Source organism: Afifella sp. IM 167 (assembly GCF_020144925.1).
GTDB lineage: Bacteria > Pseudomonadota > Alphaproteobacteria > Rhizobiales > Afifellaceae > Afifella.
In genome coordinates this window covers 1-16054 of sequence record NZ_NSLC01000013.1, presented here as the reverse complement: position 1 = coordinate 16054, position 16054 = coordinate 1, and the positions used below count along the sequence as shown (strand labels likewise).

Annotated in this window: 13 protein-coding genes and 1 riboswitch; of the genes, 6 read left to right on the top strand and 7 right to left on the bottom strand. The window is 67.7% G+C overall.

The window, feature by feature from the left end; translation table 11 throughout:
• Positions 1 to 16 precede the first annotated feature (16 nt).
• The 5 genes from CLD20_RS18885 to CLD20_RS18865 are packed head-to-tail and all read right to left on the bottom strand — an operon-like array spanning position 17 to position 5590.
• Positions 17 to 1114 (bottom strand): DUF1513 domain-containing protein, encoded by a 1098-nt coding sequence (locus CLD20_RS18885; RefSeq protein ID WP_224408228.1) that lies wholly within the window; start codon positions 1112 to 1114, stop codon positions 17 to 19.
• Positions 1104 to 2195: an imelysin family protein gene (locus CLD20_RS18880; protein WP_224408227.1), complete on the bottom strand. Its 1092-nt coding sequence runs from the start codon at positions 2193 to 2195 to the stop codon at positions 1104 to 1106. The genes CLD20_RS18885 and CLD20_RS18880 overlap by 11 nt, the downstream gene beginning before the upstream one ends.
• Positions 2195 to 3715 (bottom strand): di-heme oxidoredictase family protein, encoded by a 1521-nt coding sequence (locus CLD20_RS18875; RefSeq protein ID WP_224408226.1) that lies wholly within the window; start codon positions 3713 to 3715, stop codon positions 2195 to 2197. Before CLD20_RS18875 ends, CLD20_RS18880 begins: the two co-directional genes overlap by 1 nt.
• A gap of 57 nt (positions 3716 to 3772) precedes the next feature.
• The gene (locus CLD20_RS18870; RefSeq protein ID WP_224408225.1) at positions 3773 to 5044 is read right to left on the bottom strand and encodes an imelysin family protein; all 1272 of its coding nucleotides are present in this window, start codon (positions 5042 to 5044) and stop codon (positions 3773 to 3775) included.
• A 48-nt stretch (positions 5045 to 5092) separates the two neighbouring features.
• Positions 5093 to 5590, bottom strand: a complete 498-nt coding sequence (locus tag CLD20_RS18865; protein ID WP_224408224.1) for a hypothetical protein — start codon at positions 5588 to 5590, stop codon at positions 5093 to 5095.
• A gap of 499 nt (positions 5591 to 6089) precedes the next feature.
• On the opposite strand from CLD20_RS18865, the gene CLD20_RS18860 reads away from it, so the two are divergent.
• From CLD20_RS18860 to CLD20_RS18835, 6 genes are all read left to right on the top strand, one after another.
• Complete coding sequence (locus tag CLD20_RS18860) at positions 6090 to 6962, top strand: outer membrane protein (RefSeq protein WP_224408223.1); 873 nt, start codon at positions 6090 to 6092, stop codon at positions 6960 to 6962.
• Between the two features lie 226 nt (positions 6963 to 7188).
• Positions 7189 to 8364, top strand: a complete 1176-nt coding sequence (locus CLD20_RS18855; RefSeq protein WP_224408222.1) for a phosphoserine transaminase — start codon at positions 7189 to 7191, stop codon at positions 8362 to 8364.
• Between the two features lie 125 nt (positions 8365 to 8489).
• A complete protein-coding gene (serA, locus tag CLD20_RS18850; RefSeq protein WP_224408221.1) occupies positions 8490 to 10079 on the top strand; it encodes a phosphoglycerate dehydrogenase in 1590 nt (529 codons plus the stop codon).
• A gap of 103 nt (positions 10080 to 10182) precedes the next feature.
• The gene (locus CLD20_RS18845; RefSeq protein WP_224408220.1) at positions 10183 to 10941 is read left to right on the top strand and encodes an isoprenylcysteine carboxylmethyltransferase family protein; all 759 of its coding nucleotides are present in this window, start codon (positions 10183 to 10185) and stop codon (positions 10939 to 10941) included.
• Between the two features lie 165 nt (positions 10942 to 11106).
• Complete coding sequence (locus CLD20_RS18840; RefSeq protein WP_224408219.1) at positions 11107 to 12402, top strand: adenylosuccinate synthase; 1296 nt, start codon at positions 11107 to 11109, stop codon at positions 12400 to 12402.
• A 106-nt stretch (positions 12403 to 12508) separates the two neighbouring features.
• Complete coding sequence (locus CLD20_RS18835; RefSeq protein ID WP_224408218.1) at positions 12509 to 14146, top strand: hypothetical protein; 1638 nt, start codon at positions 12509 to 12511, stop codon at positions 14144 to 14146.
• A 20-nt stretch (positions 14147 to 14166) separates the two neighbouring features.
• Here CLD20_RS18835 and CLD20_RS18830 read toward each other — a convergent pair whose 3' ends face one another.
• Positions 14167 to 15108, bottom strand: a complete 942-nt coding sequence (locus CLD20_RS18830; RefSeq protein ID WP_224408217.1) for an ABC transporter substrate-binding protein — start codon at positions 15106 to 15108, stop codon at positions 14167 to 14169.
• Between the two features lie 22 nt (positions 15109 to 15130).
• A complete protein-coding gene (locus CLD20_RS18825; RefSeq protein WP_224408216.1) occupies positions 15131 to 15907 on the bottom strand; it encodes an ABC transporter permease in 777 nt (258 codons plus the stop codon).
• Between the two features lie 6 nt (positions 15908 to 15913).
• Positions 15914 to 16024: riboswitch (TPP riboswitch) on the bottom strand.
• Positions 16025 to 16054: the final 30 nt, after the last annotated feature.

Here is a 16054-nt window from a genome sequence, read left to right as displayed (position 1 = left end):
AGACGGGAGCGGCCGCTCAGACTTTTGAGGCCGGCTCGAAGGTGTGGACGTGATTGTCCCAGCGAAAGCCGGGATGCGCCTCGCTCCGCCCGCCAATCTCCGCGAGGGTGCCGTCGCCGCGCGTGGCGAGGAAGGTGGAGGCACCGGAGGCGGTGATCCCGCAGGAATCGGGGATCGGCGCCGCCTCGATGAGGTTGCCCGACAGGTCCCAGACGAGGATGCGGTTGCCGCGCGGCGCCGATGTCGCCACCCGCAGGCCGTCGGCGCTGACGGCGACGTCGCCAATGTAGTTGCGCATTGTCGCCTGTACCGCTTCGGGAGCGGAGAACAGGGCAACGTCCCCCTCTTTTCCGAGCCGGCCGACGAGCGGCGGGGTCTGCGTTGCCGGGCCCTCCGACTGGCAGCCGATCCAGATGTCGTCGTTGGCGTCGACGCCCATGTGGCGGATGGAAAGGTCGCGGCTTCCCGCCGGCGTGCGGAAGGTCGCCAGGATCTCGCCGTGGGCAGGATCGATGAGGCAGAGATTGGAATCCAGACGCGACAGGTTGAGCTTGCGCCGGCCCGTCGCCGGATGGGTCTCCACGCCGCCATTGGCGACGATGAGGCGGCGGGCGGACAGGAAGACGAGCTCGTGCGGGCCGATGCCGCCGGAGAAGAACTCGCCGATGCGCCGGTACCCGGCAGCCGGATCGTAGATGCCGACGATGCCTCTCGCGCCGTCGAAATCGTTCTCCGTCGCATAAAGGAGCCGGCCGTCCGGCGAGAAGGTGCCGTGGCCGTAGAAATGGCGCCCCTCGGGCGATGAAAAGATCTGCGGCTCGCTCTGCCGGGTCAGGTCGAAGGCGGCCGCGAAGGTGCCGGGACGGCGGGCGAAGACGACGGCGCTCCGCCGATCGGGCGACAGCGCCACGTCGTGTCCGCGCGCCGGCAGGCGATAGGTGAAGCGCACGCCGCCGGAAAGGCCGAAGACGGCAAGGCCGTAACTGCCGTCCGGGAGCTGGCAGGTGGAGGCAAAGAGCTCCTCGCGCGCGCCGGAAAGGCCGAGCGCACGGGCCGGCATCGGCGCCAGCGCGATCGCCGTGCCGAAGAGAAAGGTGCGGCGATCAATCTCCATCGAGCGCATTGAATCCCAGCTGGATGCCGAGGCCCTGCGGCAGGGCGGTGGCGACGAGGTCGCGCACATTGCGCAGGGTGAAGGCGGCGCGCATGAGCTCGGCGCGTTGCTTCTCGTCGCGCACGGCCTCGGTGAAGGGGGAAGAGGCGCCGGCAAGGGCACTCTCCACATTGGCGATCTCGAAGGCGAGGGAATCGCTCACCCAGCGCTGCTGTTCGGCGAGGGCAGGCTTGAAGTCGGCCACGGCCAGCATGTCGCCGATGCCGGCAACGAGGCTCGAAGCATGGGCGGTCGTCAGGTCGCTGCGCCAGAAGATGGCGCGTTTGGGATGGGCCGTCTCGGCGCTTTCGCCGAGTGCCCTGCCGAGCGAATTGTCCTTCAAGAGCTCGATCGTCGCGCCGGCATTGTTGAGAAGGTCCTCCGCGGCTTCGCCGTGGTCGCGGTAAGCGGGATTTTGAGGGCCCGGTTCGGTGAAGATCGCGGGAAAGGGGGCGCCCTCGGCGAAAGCTTCCTGCAGATTAAGGGCAATGCGCGAAAGGTTGCCGCCGATCGCCGATCCATAGCGGCAGCGGAAGTCGGCACCCGGCGCGGCGAGCGCCTCGGCATCCGTGCCGAAGAGGACGAATTCCAGCGCCCCGAGGCCCTGCAGCGCGACGCTCTTGCCGGCGAGAGAAGCCGCTTCGGTCGCCGTCTCGTCCTTTTCGGCCAGAAGCCCCTGTACCTGGCGCAGGCCGATGCCGCGCGGGTCGGGCCAGAAATGAAAGCGCTCCAGCCGGTGATCTTCCACAAAGGGCGCAAGGCGCAGAAAGCGCAGGCGCGCCCAGCCACGCACGACCTCGCCGAAGGCGCCGCGGGCGCCTTCAAGGCTCGCTCCGGACGGCTCCTCGCAAAGCCCGTCGAGCGCGTTCGCCAGCGCCAGCGTCTCCTGGCGGAGCTCCGCGATCTGCGGGCGGATGTAGTCGTCCAGCACCCGCCGGTCCGCGGCGGCGACGGCGCTCTCGTCGATCGCCTGCGCCAGAGCCGGCGCAGAGGCGAATGCCGCGCCGGCCGCGATGAGGAGGGGGAGGATAAGGCGACGCATCAAAGCGACTCCACGAAACGAATGAGGGCGGCGCGGTCTTCCGGCGGCAGGTCGGTGACGGCGTCGCGCGCGGCCTCTGCCTCGCCCCCATGCCAGAGGATCGCCTCCAGGATGCTGCGGGCGCGCCCGTCATGCAGATAGAGGGTGTGGTCGCTGACCTGTTTCGTCAGGCCGATCCCCCAGAGCGGTGCGGTGCGCCATTCGCGCCCATCGGCAAGGCCCTGCGGGCGATGATCGGCAAGGCCTTCGCCCATGTCGTGGAGGAGAACGTCCGTATAGGGCCAGATGAGCTGGCGGCGAAGCGCCGGCGGAACCGCCTCGGTGTCCATCGTGACGTATTTCGGCGTGTGGCAGGAGGTGCAGCCGAGGGCATAGAAGACCTCCTTGCCACGCAGCACTTCCTTGTCGTCCACATCCCTGCGTGCCGGCACGGCGAGATGGCGGGCGTAGAAATCGACAAGCGCCAGGAGGTCGTCGGGCACTTCGTGCTCGCCTTCCCCGGCGCCGATCGGGGCGGCGAGGCAGGCTTCCTGATTTTCCGTGCAGTCGCCGCGCGGCTCCGGCACGACCGAGGTATCGAGGCCCATATCGGTTGCAAAGGCGAAGGAGCTCTGCTGCAGGATGGTCGGCTGGATCGCCTTCCAGCCGAACCGACCGATCGCGGCCTTGCCGGTCGCAAGGTCGATATGGCGGTTGGCCTTGCCGGAGATGCCGTCGCCATCGGCATCGTCCGGGTCGGCCTTGGCCATGATGTCGTTGTCGTGGATCGCCTCGATGAGGCCGAGACCGATCATCTGCGGGGCGATGCGCGGCGAGATCATCGTGTCGGGGTGGAGCGGCCCGTAGGCAAGGTCCTCGATCGTGTAGGTCGGCTTGCGGAGCGTGGCGGTCTCGCCCCCCGAGAGCGGCACCTCGATCTCTTCGTAATCGATGCGGATGCGCCCCTCGCGGGCGACGCCGCCGACGGCGAAATCCTGCAGCTGGGCGCCGTAGGTCGGCTCGGGGATCACCTGCTCGGAGGAGGTCTGCGGCTCTTCGGCCGTGCCTTCCAGCGCCGGCACCGACAGGCCGATCAGGAAGGAGACGGCGTCGTTGTCGTCCGGGCCCGGCGGATGGCCGCGCCCGTCCTTCAGATGGCAGCGCTGGCAGCCGCGGGCGTTGTAGAGCGGCCCGAGCCCGTCGGAAGACCTGGTGGAGGAAGGGGCCGCCACCCAGAGCTTCCTGAAGACGCCGTTGCCGATGGAAAAACGGGAGCGGCCCTCGAAGGAAAGGTTCGCGGCCGGCTGGGAGAAGGCGTCCCGGTCGAAGCGCTCCACGGAGGTCGCGCCGCCGGGCAGTTTCTCAAAACGCTCCGGCTTGGAGAAATCGTCGGTCGGCTCAACGACGGCGCGCGCCCGCTTGAGGAAGGCGGCGTCGAGATCGGGCCGTTCCGGCGGCCCTGCATCCGCAGCGAGGGCGAGGCCGGAGGCGAGGGCCGAGGCGGCGAGGATGGCCCCGCGAAAGAAGGGAAGAAGTTTCATTGCACCTGAAATGATGACCGGGCGGCAAGGCGCCGCCCGGCTTTCATGGACCTGTTCTTACTGAAAGACCGCGTCCGGATTGTCGAGGCTGTCGGAGCCTTCCAGCGAGATGCTGCCGAGATCGAGCGCGGCGATGGCCCGCTCGATCGACTGCGTCTGCGCCACCAGACCGTCGATGGCGGCCTGGACGACGGCATTGCCCTCGTCGTTGCCCTCGCCGATCATCTGGTCGTAGGCCTCGCCGCCCTCGGCGCGATCCTTCATCCTCTGCATCGCGGCCATGGTCTCGTCGAGGCGCTTGACCAGCTCCTCATGGACCTCGGGCGCGGCGGCCTTGACGAGGTCGGCCGGGCTCGGGCCCTCGACGACCTTGCCGTCCGGACCCTCATAGCGTCCGAGGTAGACGTTCCGCACGCCCTTGGCGTCGTAGTAGTGCGAGTTGTGCGTGTTGTCGGAGAAGCAGTCGTGCTCTTCCTCCGGATCGTGGAGGATGAGGCCGAGCTTCATGCGCTCGCCGGCGAGCTCGCCATAGGAAAGCGAGCCCATGCCGGTGAAGATGGCGACGAGCCCTTCCTTGGGGTCGCCTTCCAGAAGGCCCGTGCGGGCCTCTCCACCCTCCTGCCAGTTCTCCGCCATTTCCTGCAGATCGGAGACGAGGAGCTCGGAAGCGGCCTTCAGATACTCGGCGCGCCGCTCGCAATTGCCGCCCGTGCAGTTCTCGGTGGAGAAGTCCGTCCAGGGCCGCTCGCCGGCGCCTGCATCGGTGCCGTTGAGATCCTGGCCCCAGAGGAGGAACTCGATGGCGTGGTAGCCGGAGGCGACATTAGCCTCGACCCCGCCGACCTCGTGCAGCGTCGTGGAGATCAGCTCGGGCGTGATCTTCTCCGCATCGATGGCCACGCCGCCGACGGAGGTCTGCGGGTTGGCGATGATGTCGGCGGTGTAGAAGGCGTTCTCGTCCGATTCGGAGCCGTAGCCGCCGGCGACGTAGTCGATCAGGCCCTCGTCGAGCGGCCAGGCGTTCACCCGGCCTTCCCATTCGTCCACGATGGGGTTGCCGAAGCGGTAGACCTCGGTCTGCTGGTAGGGCACGCGGGCGGCAAGCCAGGCCTGCCTCGCGGCCTTCAGGCTCGCCTCGCTCGGCGCGTCGATGAGCTTGTCGATCGCCGTGTCGAGCTCCTTCGCGGTGGCGAGGGAATCGGCATAGCCGGCCGCCGCGATATCGGCGTAGGTCGCGAGGACGGCCGTGGCGTCAGGCGTATCGGCACGGGCAAACCCCGCTGCCGATGCCAGTGTCAGGCCGCTTGCGACCAGTATTCTTCCGATCATGTCGATCTCCGTCTGAGTTCAAGGGTCAGTGAGAGGGCCATGGATGACCTAATGATATGTGCGGGGCAGGGGCGTCTCCACCAATCCCCGCACGACTTCGCAGGGCACCGGCATCAGCCGCTGGCCCTGCGAATCCAGGACGGAGGCGAAGCTGAGCGCCGCCTCCAGAGGTTCGCTGCGATCGGCGAATCCGCAGAAACGGCCGAGGCAGAATTCGAGGCAGGTGCTGTCCTGGTTCTGGCACGCCGAGATCATGGAAACGGCCAGGCACTCGTCGCGGCAGATATGCGGACAGCCCGAAGCGAAGCAGCGGATGGGATCGCTGCGCCACAGGAAGATGGAGCGCACCCAGTAGGCAAGCTGGGTGACGGAGGTGCGGGCCCGTGAATCGCCGACACGCTGGGCGAAGAGGTTCCAGGCCTCGCTCCAGTGTTCGATCTCGCCGGTCTGATAGCCGGCGACCCAGAGGCGAAAGCCGTTGACCACCAGCTGTTCGGCCGGCCGATCGAGATAGCCGCAATATCCGGCGAAGGGACAGGCGTTCATGGCCTGCACCATCTGCCACGGCGGGAGCCGATAACGCCCGCATTCCGGCCGGTCGGGAGATGAGGCGCCGCAGCATGAGGCGCGGCGAGAGACAAAAGTAACCGCGGCGCGGCGGCCACGGCGGGATACTCTACAGACATGAAGTCCTCCAATCGAAAGGGTTCAAGGCCCTGACATCAAAGGAAAGCTGCAGCTGTTGCTGTAGCGGCGCGGAGCCAAGCAGAACGCCCAGGGCAGGTCAAACACTATGTTCTGGAGCCGTTCTAAGGAGCTGCGCGCGCTGGGCTTTCGCGCCGTTCGCGGGAGAAAAGAGGGGGCGGCGCGGACGCGCCCGCCGAGCCGGGCCGGAGCGGCAGCCCGGCGGGATTAGGCGTTTGTTAAGACTAACGGACGTGGTTAACCCGCATGGTTAAGTCCTTCTTAAACAATGGTCTGTAGTTCTTTCAGCGTTGAACGGCTTCCCCGCTTTCCGCGTGCCGCAAACGAGATGAGGACGACCATGCTGAACCGTGCCATCATGGCGCTCGCTGCCAGCGTCACGGCCTTGACCGCGGCGCCGGCAGCCTACGCCGCCGACCTTCTTCCCCCGATCGTGCAGCCGGAGCCCCTGCCGGTTCCGCCTTCCTTCGGCGGCTGGTATCTGCGCGGCGACATCGGCATCACCAACCAGGGCGTCGACGACCTGCACAATGCGGTGCTCGATTCGGCGGCTTCCTGGGAGTACGTGAACGATCCGAGCTTCGACAGCGGCGGCCTCGTCAATGTCGGCGTCGGCTACCAGTTCAATTCCTGGGCGCGCGTCGACCTGACCGGCCAGTATCGCGGCAAGACGAGCTTCCACGCCTTCGACCGCTACGACACCAACGGCAACGGCTACCTGCCGACCGACACCGACAATGGCACGAACCAGTACACGGCGATGAAGTCGGAGTGGCTGTTCCTCGCCAACGCCTATTTCGACCTCGGCACCTGGAACGGCATCTCGCCCTATGTCGGCGCGGGTATCGGCGCATCGCGCAACACCATCCACGGCATCACCGACATCAACGACCGCACGGGCGGCGGCGGCTATGGCGGCGAGCACAGCGAGTGGAACCTCGCCTGGGCGCTGCATGCGGGCGTCGCCTACCAGATGACGCAGAATCTCGCCATCGACCTCGGCTACTCCTATGTCAGCCTCGGCGATGCGAGCTCGGGCGACATCGTCGACTTCAACGGCAACAGCACGATCTACAACCCGGCCGAGTTCGAGGATCTCTACTCGCACGATATCAAGCTGGGCATGCGCTACACCTTCGGCGGCCCCTCCATGCCGGCCATGCCCTCCTACGGAGAGCCGGCCTACGGAGCGCCGGTGGCGGCGGCCTACTAAGCGCAACATCTCTCTCTGCCTGGAGCGGGCCGGCATCAGCCGGCCCGTTCTGGTTTTGGGGAAGGGGGTTTTGGGGGGCGCTCGGGTGGGCAGCGCGGAGGGCTGCAGCGGGCACCTGAGGTGTCTGCCGAAACGTCGCAGTTGCACGCCGGGCCGAACTTCTCTAAACGCGGCGGCGGGACACTCCGCCCCAACGCGGAGCGCCTATCTGAAAGGGTAGACTGACATGAGCATGACTCCGCAGCCGGCAACGCGCCCGGCCAATCCCCGCTTTTCCTCCGGACCCACCGCCAAGCGCCCAGGCTGGACGCTTGAAGCGCTTTCCGATGCCTTTCTCGGCCGCTCGCACCGCTCCAAGGGCGGCAAGGCCAAGCTGAAGAAGGCGATCGAGGACACCCGCGACATTCTCGGCGTGCCGGCCGACTACAAGATCGGCATCGTGCCCGCCTCCGATACCGGCGCCGTGGAAATGGCGCTGTGGTCGATGCTCGGCGCGCGCGGCGTCGACGTGCTCGCCTGGGAGAGCTTCGGCTCCGGCTGGGTGACCGACATCGTCAAGCAGCTGAAGCTGAAGGACGTGCGCGTTCTGGAAGCCGGCTATGGCGAGCTTCCCGATCTCGGCGAGGTCGATTTTTCCCGCGACGTGATCTTCACCTGGAACGGCACGACCTCCGGCGTGAAGGTGCCGGACGGGGAGTGGATCCCGGCGGGCCGCGAAGGCCTGACGATCTGCGACGCGACCTCCGCCGCCTTTGCCCAGAACCTTGCCTTCGACAAGCTCGATGTCGTCACCTTCTCCTGGCAGAAGGTGCTCGGCGGCGAGGCGCAGCACGGCATGCTGGTGCTGTCGCCGCGGGCCGTGGAGCGGCTGGAAAGCTACGCGCCCGCCTGGCCGCTGCCGAAGATCTTCCGCATGACGAAGGGCGGCAAGCTCAACGCCGAGATTTTTGAAGGCGCGACGATCAACACGCCGTCGATGCTCGCCGTCGAGGACTATCTCGACGCGCTCGACTGGGCGCGTTCCGTCGGCGGCCTTGCGGGCCTTGTCGCCCGCGCCGACGCCAATACGGCGGCGCTCGCCGGCTGGGTGGAGCGCACGGACTGGGTGGACTTCCTCGCCGCCGATCCGGCGATCCGCTCCAACACCTCCGTCTGTCTCAGGATCGTCGATCCGGCGATCACGGCGCGGCCGGAGGCCGAGCAGGCGGCCTTCGCCAAGGCGCTCACGGCGCGGCTGGAGGCCGAAGGCGTCGCGCTCGATATCGGCGCCTACCGCGACGCGCCTCCGGGCCTGCGGATCTGGTGCGGCGGCACGGTTGAGACGGCGGACATCGAGAAGCTGACGCCGTGGCTCGACTGGGCCTTCGCCGAAGAGATGAACGCCGCCAAGAAGGCGGCCTAGCCGATACCGCCCGCAGGCCGGCGCCTGCGGGCGCCGGTCCCCGTTCAACCCGAAGAGATCAATGCCGGTTTTCGGCGCGGCGCGACAGCGCGCGCGGCCGGAGCGGCGCATCAAGGAACAGCATCATGACCAAGCCCCGCGTCCTCATTTCCGACGCCCTTTCCGACACCGCGGTCAACATCTTCAAGGAGCGCGGCGTGGAAGTGGATTTCCGCCCCGAGCTCGGCAAGGACAAGGAAGCCCTGCTCGCCGCGATCGGCGAATATGAAGGCCTTGCCATCCGCTCCGCCACCAAGGTGACGGACAAGGTGCTCGCCGAAGCCGCCAAGCTGAAGGTGATCGGCCGCGCCGGCATCGGCGTCGACAACATCGACGTGCCGGCCGCCACGGCCAAGGGCATCATCGTGATGAACACGCCCTTCGGCAATTCCATCACCACGGCCGAGCACGCCATCGCCATGCTCTTTGCCTGCGCCCGCCAGATTCCCGCCGCCGACGCCTCCACCCAGGCCGGCAAGTGGGAAAAGTCCAAGTTCATGGGCGTGGAGATCACCGGCAAGACGCTCGGCGTGATCGGCTGCGGCAATATCGGCTCGGTGGTGGCACGGCGGGCGATCGGCCTTTCCATGCGCGTCGTCGCCTTCGATCCGTTCCTGTCGCCCGAGCATGCGGCCGATCTCGGCGTGGAGAAGGTCGAGCTGGAGGACCTCTTCCGGCGCGCCGACTTCATCACCCTGCATACGCCGCTGACGGATCGCACGCGCAACATCATCAGCGCCGAGGCGATCGCAAAGATGAAGAACGGCGTCAGGATCGTGAACTGCGCCCGCGGCGGGCTGATCGACGAAGCGGCGCTGCGCGCGGCTCTCGACAGCGGCAAGGTGGCGGGCGCGGCGCTCGACGTGTTCTCGGAGGAACCGGCCAAGGAGAACATCCTCTTCGGCGCGCCGAACGTCGTGTGCACGCCGCATCTGGGCGCCTCCACCACGGAGGCGCAGGAGAACGTCGCCATCCAGGTCGCCGAGCAGATGGCCGACTACCTGACGACCGGGGCGGTCACCAACGCGCTCAACATGCCGTCGATCTCGGCGGAGGAGGCCCCGCGGCTTACCCCGTTCGTGCGGCTGGCCGAGCAGCTCGGCTCCTTCGCCGGGCAGCTGACGGAGACGGGGGTGCGCCGCGTGCGGCTCGAATACGAAGGCGTCGTCGCCGACATGAACACCAAGGCGATGACGGCCGCCGCGCTGACGGGCTTCCTGCAGCCGCTCCTGCAGACGGTGAACATGGTCTCCGCCCCGGCGGCGGCGAAGGAGCGCGGCATCCAGGTGGAGGAGGTGCGGCGCGAGCAGCGCGGGGCCTACGAGACCTATATCCGCCTCACCATCGCGACCGAGAAGCAGGAGCGCTCCGTCGCCGGAACGGTCTTCGCCGACGGCAAGCCCCGCATCATCCAGATCAAGGGCATCAACATGGAGGCGGAGCTTTCCGAGCGCATGCTCTACATCACCAACAACGACAAGCCGGGCTTTATCGGGCGAATCGGCACGCTGCTCGGCGAAGCCGGGATCAACATCGCCCGCATGCAGTTCGGCCGCGATTTCGAGGGCGGCAACGCGATCGCGCTCGTCTCCGTCGACCAGGCCGTGGCGCCGGATCTGATGGACGCCATCAACAAGCTCGACAATGTGCAGCAGGTGAAGCCGCTCGTCTTCTGAGCGGGGAGGGCGCCCGGGCGAGTGTGAGCTACATCATGCTCGCCCGCGGCAAAGCGCGATAGATCGGCGGGCTCCGGGGGAAGACCCCTCCAAGGAGCCCGACATGAACCGCTACCTCATTGCCGCCTATGGGTTCTTTGCCTATGCGGCCTTCAATCTCGTGTTTCTCTATCTGCCAGGATTCCTCCTGGAGCTGCCGCTGCCGAAGACGATCAACAGCGCGAGCGACACCCCGCCCGGTGCCGCCCTCGCCGTCGATCTCGGCCTGATCGCCCTCTTCGGCTTCACGCACAGCCTGATGGCCCGGGAGGGCTTCAAGCGCCGGCTGACCCGGTTCATCCCGAAGGCGGCCGAACGCAGTACCTTCGTCCTGCAGTCGACGTTCTTTCTCGCTCTCCTCATCTGGCAGTGGCGCGCCCTGCCGGCGACCATCTGGGCGTTCGACGGCGCGGGCGCGGTCCTGGCCTATCTCCTCTTCGGGTTCGGGCTCGCCCTCGTCCTGCTTTCCACCCATGCGATCGACCATATGGCCCTCTTCGGCGTGGCGCAGGTGCGCCGGCATTTCCATGGCGAGCCGGAACCGGAGGCGGAATTTTGCACGCCCTTCCTCTACCGGATCGTGCGCCATCCGATGCAGGCCGGGATGATCGTGCTCTTGTTCGCGACCCCGCATATGACGGTCGGACATCTCGTCTTCGCAGCGGCGATGACGGCCTACATCCTCATCGGCCTTTACTTCGAGGAGCGCTCGCTCATCCGCGAATTCGGCGATACCTACCGCCGCTACCGGGCCTGCGTGCCGATGCTGGTGCCCCGGCCGGCGGTCCTTCCCGAAGGCACGTTCGCCCGCGCACCGGGATAAGAACCGGCATCGGCAAAAAAGTCAGGGCACCGGCGACATGCGGTCGCCGGTGCCTTTTCCGCCTCAATCCGGGCAAGGATCGCCGCCATGGTTGACGGCAGGCCTGAAAAGAGGGCAGTCGCTCTCGGGTATTTTCAGGATGCCTCTCGGAAGGGCTCTCATCAAATGGCGAATGTGGTGGTCGTCGGCTCGCAATGGGGCGACGAAGGCAAGGGAAAGATCGTCGACTGGCTGTCGGAGCGCGCGGATGTGGTCGTGCGCTTCCAGGGCGGGCACAATGCGGGACATACGCTCGTCATCGACGGCGTCTCCTACAAACTGAGCCTTCTGCCCTCGGGCGTCGTGCGGCCGGGCAAGCTCGGCGTCATCGGCAACGGCGTCGTGCTCGACCCGCATGCGCTGATCGCCGAGATCGACCGGCTGGCCGAGCTCGGCGTCACGGTCACGCCCGAGACGCTGCGCATCGCCGACAACGCCTGCCTCATCCTCTCGCTGCACCAGCGGCTCGACGGGCTGAGGGAAAACGCCGCCGCGCCGGGCGCGAAGATCGGCACGACGCAGCGCGGCATCGGCCCGGCCTATGAGGACAAGGTCGGCCGGCGGGCGATCCGCGTCATGGATCTTGCCGAATGGGACACGCTGCCGGCGAAGATCGACCGGCTTCTCGTGCACCACAACGCGCTCCTGCGCGGTCTCGGCGAGAAGGAAATCGAGCCGGCGAGCCTCATGGCGGAGCTGGAGGCGGTACGCGAGCGCGTCATGCCGTTCGCCGAGACGGTCTGGGCGCTTCTCGACCAGCGCCGCAAGGCCGGCGCCCGCATCCTGTTCGAAGGCGCGCAGGGCGCGCTGCTCGACATCGACCACGGCACCTATCCCTATGTGACCTCGTCGAACACGGTGGCGGGCCAGGCCTCGGCCGGCTCCGGCATCGGGCCATCGGCGCTCGACTACGTGCTCGGCATCACCAAGGCCTATACGACGCGCGTCGGCGAAGGCCCCTTTCCCACCGAGGACAAGGGCGAGATCGGCAATTTCCTCGGCGAACGGGGCCGCGAATTCGGCACGGTGACGGGGCGCAAGCGCCGCTGCGGCTGGTTCGACGCCGCGCTGGTGCGCCAGACGGTCAAGGTGTCGGGGATTCAGGGAATCGCGCTCACCAAGCTCGACGTTCTCGACGGGCTGGAGGAGATCAAGGTTTGCGTCGGCTACGAGATCGACGGCGAGCGAATCGCTTTCCTGCCGGCGGGAATCGCCAAACAGGAGAGGCTGAAGCCGATCTACGAGACGCTGGAAGGCTGGTCCGGCTCGACCGCCGGGGCGCGCAGCTGGGTCGATCTGCCCGCGCAGGCCGTGAAATATGTGCGCCGAATCGAGGAACTTATCGAGGCCCCAGTCGCTCTCCTGTCGACGAGCCCGGAACGTCTCGATACCATCCTTGTCCGAGACCCGTTTCAGGACTAAGCCTTGTCGTTAACCTGACAGCCACCCAGTTTTCCCAAGCAATATGCCCGATTACGTCGCAATTCTAAGACGCTCTATCGCCAGCCTGCCCGATGACGGGCCGGATATGCGGCAGGCCGTCTATGAGCGGGCACGTTCCGCTCTCGCCCGGCAGCTGACCTCCGTGGAGCCGCCGCTGCCGGCCGACGAGATCGAGGGCCATCACCAGGCCCTGGAAGAGGCGATCGACACGGTCGAGACCGAATTCGCCGAGGCGGGTGGCTACGAGGAGCCCGACGAGGAGCCGGAACGCGAGGCGGAACCGCCGCCCCCGCCGGAACGGGCAGCGCCCGTGCCGGCGCCGGCGGCCGCAAGGCCCGTTCCCGAGCCGAAGCCCGCCGAAAAGCCGGCCGCACCGAAGGCGGAGGAGGCGCGCCCGCAGGAGCCGCAGCCTTTCAAGCCCTCGCCCTACCAGCCGAGGCCGCAGGAGCCGAAGGCAGCCGAACCGAAGGCGGGCGAGCCGAAGACCGGTGAACAGAAGAACGGCGAGCCGAAGCCTGGCGCGCCGAAGAACGGCGATGCGAAGCCGGCGCCTGTGGCGGCGCCGTTGCCGGGGCCTGCCGGGCGCAAGCCCGACGACGGCAAGAAGGTTGCCGGCGCGCCCGGACCCGCCGGCAAAGCGGAGCCCGGACCTGCCGGCAAGGGGACGCCCGCGCCGGGCGGCAAGGACAAGAAGGGCCCCGCCGACGACGCGCCTCCGCCCTATCCCTCCGAGCGGGTGGAGACCTCACGCGCGCCGGCTCTCGTCGCGTTCGTGCTGATCGTCCTCATCCTCGGCGGCGTCGGCGCGCTGGCCTACACGCAGTGGGACACGATCGTCACCGCCTATCACGACATCACCGACCAGTCGGGCAGGACGGCTTCGGACGAAAATGCCGGCAGCGACACGGCCGGAACCGATGCGGGCGGAACCGGGACGGCCGGAAGCGGCATGACGAGCAGCGAACAGGCCGCCGAGGCGCCTTCCTCGCCGCTCACCGGTGTGGTGGAAGCCGACCGGGTGGAAGGCAAGGACGAGGACAGGCTGCTCTCAGGGCCCGCGACCACGCCGGCCCCGTCGCCCTCGACGGCCGAAGAACAGCCGATGGATATGGGTACCGACGAGCCGGCGCCGGACGCCGAAGCGGGTGCGGGCACCGAGCTTGCCGGCCCTGCGCCCAGCAGCGAGCAGGCGGCTCCTCTCGTCGGCCAGCGGGCCATCTTCTACGAGCAGGGTGCCGACGGCGCGGCCGGACAGGCCGTCAACGGCGCCGTTTCCTGGACGAGCGTCGAAAAGGACGACGGCAGCCCGGCGATCCAGGCGACGATCGACATTCCGGACCGCAATTCGACCGTCACCATCACCATGTCGAAGAACAGCGACGTGGCCCTGCCGGCGAGCCATCTCATCGAGATCGCCTTTTCCGGCGTGCTGGTGGATGGAACGACGGTGCAGCGGGTGCCGGCTCTGGTGCTGAAGCCGAACGAGCAGGCGCGCGGGCAGCCGCTGGCCGGCGCGGCCGTGGACGTGACGGGCGACCTATTCTGGATCGCGCTTTCCGACACGCCCGATCAGGTGGACCGGAACCTGGAGCTTCTGCGCAGCGGGTCCTGGTTCGACCTGCCGATCCTCTTCAACAGCGGCCAGCGGGCCCTCATCACCTTCGAGAAGGGTATTCCCGGCGACAAGGTGTTCGAGAACGTCATGCAGCAATGGGCCCCGTGAGAGGCCCATTGCCTTTCTGATCAGTCGAGCGCGCGGGCGTAGGTGGAAAGCTCCGGCAGCTCGTTCTTCACCAGCCCCTGCTCCTTCATGAAATCCGCAAAGCGGCGGTAGCGCGCGGCATCGAGCGCGGCCGGGCTCTTGGCAAAGCGCGGCAACGTATCGACGAAGGCGCGGCGGTTGAGGTCGTCGTCGAGGTCCGGATGGGATTTCACGAAGACTTCCAGCGCCTCCTCCGGGTGATTGGTCAGCCAGAGCGTCGCCTTTTCCACGGCCACCAGGAAGCGCGGCAGGCGGTCGTCATCGAGCCTGTCGCGATGGGCGACGTAGATGAGCTCGTCATAGGGCGGCACGCCGTTTTCCTCCGGATAGAAGGCGAGGCCCGGCTTTCCCTCGATATCGAGCTGGTTGAGCTCGAAGTTGCGGAAGGCGCCGATGACGGCGTCGACGCGCCCGGCGAGCAGGGCCGGGGAGAGGGCGAAGTTGACGTTGACGAGCTTCACGTCATCGAGCGTCATGCCTTCCCCGGCGAGCATCATCTTCAAGAGCGCATCCTCAAAGCCGCCGACGGAAAAGCCGACCGTCTTTCCCTTGAGGTCGGCAAGGCTCTTCACCGGCCCGTCCTTCAGCGCCACGAGCGAATTGAGGGGCGTGGCCACCAGCGTGCCGAAGCGGGCGAGCGGCAGGCCTTCCTCGACCTGGAGATAGAGATTGGGCTGATAGGAGACGGCGATGTCGCCCTCGCCGGCGGCGACGAGGCGCGGCGGGGCGCTCGGATCGGCCGGCGGGATGATCTCCACGTCGAGGTTCTCCTCGGCGAAATAGCCCTTCTCCTTGGCGATCACGATCGGGGCGTGGTCCGGATTGACGAACCAGTCGAGGAGGAGGGTGAGGCGGTCGGCCGCCGCGGCCGGGGCACTCCACAGGAGGAGGGCGGCGAGGGCGGAAATGAGACGTGCCGGCATGGCTTTCCTTTCGTTGTTGTTCTTACGAGGCCTCGCCCGGAACCCAGGCGAGGAGGCGTTTGAGGACGAGGTCGACGGCCCAGCGCAGGCCGATCGCCATCGCGGCGAGGAGGAAGAGGGCGACGAAGACGCGGTCGGTCTGCATGCGGGCATTCGCCTGCAGCATGATGAAGCCGAGGCCGGCCGAGGCGCCCACCCATTCGCCGACGACGGCGCCGATCGGGGCGATGGAGGCGGCGACGCGCAGGCCCGAGGCGAGGGAGGGCAGGGCGGCGGGGATGCGAATCAGGCGGAAGGTGGCGGTGCGCGAGGCGCGGTTCAGCCTGGCGAGATCGAGAAGGCCCGGATCGGTGCGCTTCAGCCCGTCGGCGAAGGCGGTGGCGACCGGGAAGTAGATGATGAGGCCGGCCATGACGATCTTGGAGGCCATGCCGAAGCCGAACCAGATGACGAGGAGCGGGGCGATGGCGAAGACCGGCAGGGCCTGGCTCGCCGCCAGCAGCGGCATGGCGAGCCGCTCCAGCGCCGGGGAGGCGACGACGAGGATGGCCGTCGCGGCGCCGAAGGCCGCCCCGACGAGAAGACCGACCAGGATCTCGGCGAGGGTGACCCCGGCCTCGGAGAGGAAATAGCCGGGCATCGCCATGAAGGCGGAAAGGAGCGCGCTCGGCGCCGGCAGGATGTAGCGCGGCACGCCGGTGGCGCGCGCCAGGCCTTCCCAGGCAAGCAGGAGCGCGACGACGAGGAGGAGGCGGAGGCCGAAGATGCCCAGCACGAAGCCCTTTTCGTTGTGGCTCATGCGCGTGCTGGAGAGACGGCCCGTCCCTTCGCCGGCATGACCCGGATCAGGTTCAAAGGGTTCGACCGATGCCACGGCCATCTCAGCGCGGTTTCCCGCACACCCCTCGGATGCCTCCTCTTAGCGCGGCGGGGCGGGGTTTGGAAA

Excerpts from the sequence above, each read along its gene's own strand:
- CLD20_RS18835 (WP_224408218.1), top strand. The coding sequence starts at position 12,509 with ATGCGGCAGGCCGTCTATGAGCGGGCACGTTCCGCTCTCGCCCGGCAG.
- CLD20_RS18855 (WP_224408222.1), top strand. The coding sequence starts at position 7,189 with ATGAGCATGACTCCGCAGCCGGCAACGCGCCCGGCCAATCCCCGCTTT.
- CLD20_RS18840 (WP_224408219.1), top strand. The coding sequence starts at position 11,107 with ATGGCGAATGTGGTGGTCGTCGGCTCGCAATGGGGCGACGAAGGCAAG.
- CLD20_RS18865 (WP_224408224.1), bottom strand. The coding sequence starts at position 5,590 with ATGAACGCCTGTCCCTTCGCCGGATATTGCGGCTATCTCGATCGGCCG.
- CLD20_RS18870 (WP_224408225.1), bottom strand. The coding sequence starts at position 5,044 with ATGATCGGAAGAATACTGGTCGCAAGCGGCCTGACACTGGCATCGGCA.
- CLD20_RS18885 (WP_224408228.1), bottom strand. The coding sequence starts at position 1,114 with ATGGAGATTGATCGCCGCACCTTTCTCTTCGGCACGGCGATCGCGCTG.
- CLD20_RS18860 (WP_224408223.1), top strand. The coding sequence starts at position 6,090 with ATGCTGAACCGTGCCATCATGGCGCTCGCTGCCAGCGTCACGGCCTTG.
- CLD20_RS18830 (WP_224408217.1), bottom strand. The coding sequence starts at position 15,108 with ATGCCGGCACGTCTCATTTCCGCCCTCGCCGCCCTCCTCCTGTGGAGT.
- CLD20_RS18875 (WP_224408226.1), bottom strand. The coding sequence starts at position 3,715 with ATGAAACTTCTTCCCTTCTTTCGCGGGGCCATCCTCGCCGCCTCGGCC.
- CLD20_RS18825 (WP_224408216.1), bottom strand. The coding sequence starts at position 15,907 with ATGAGCCACAACGAAAAGGGCTTCGTGCTGGGCATCTTCGGCCTCCGC.
- CLD20_RS18845 (WP_224408220.1), top strand. The coding sequence starts at position 10,183 with ATGAACCGCTACCTCATTGCCGCCTATGGGTTCTTTGCCTATGCGGCC.
- serA (WP_224408221.1), top strand. The coding sequence starts at position 8,490 with ATGACCAAGCCCCGCGTCCTCATTTCCGACGCCCTTTCCGACACCGCG.
- CLD20_RS18880 (WP_224408227.1), bottom strand. The coding sequence starts at position 2,195 with ATGCGTCGCCTTATCCTCCCCCTCCTCATCGCGGCCGGCGCGGCATTC.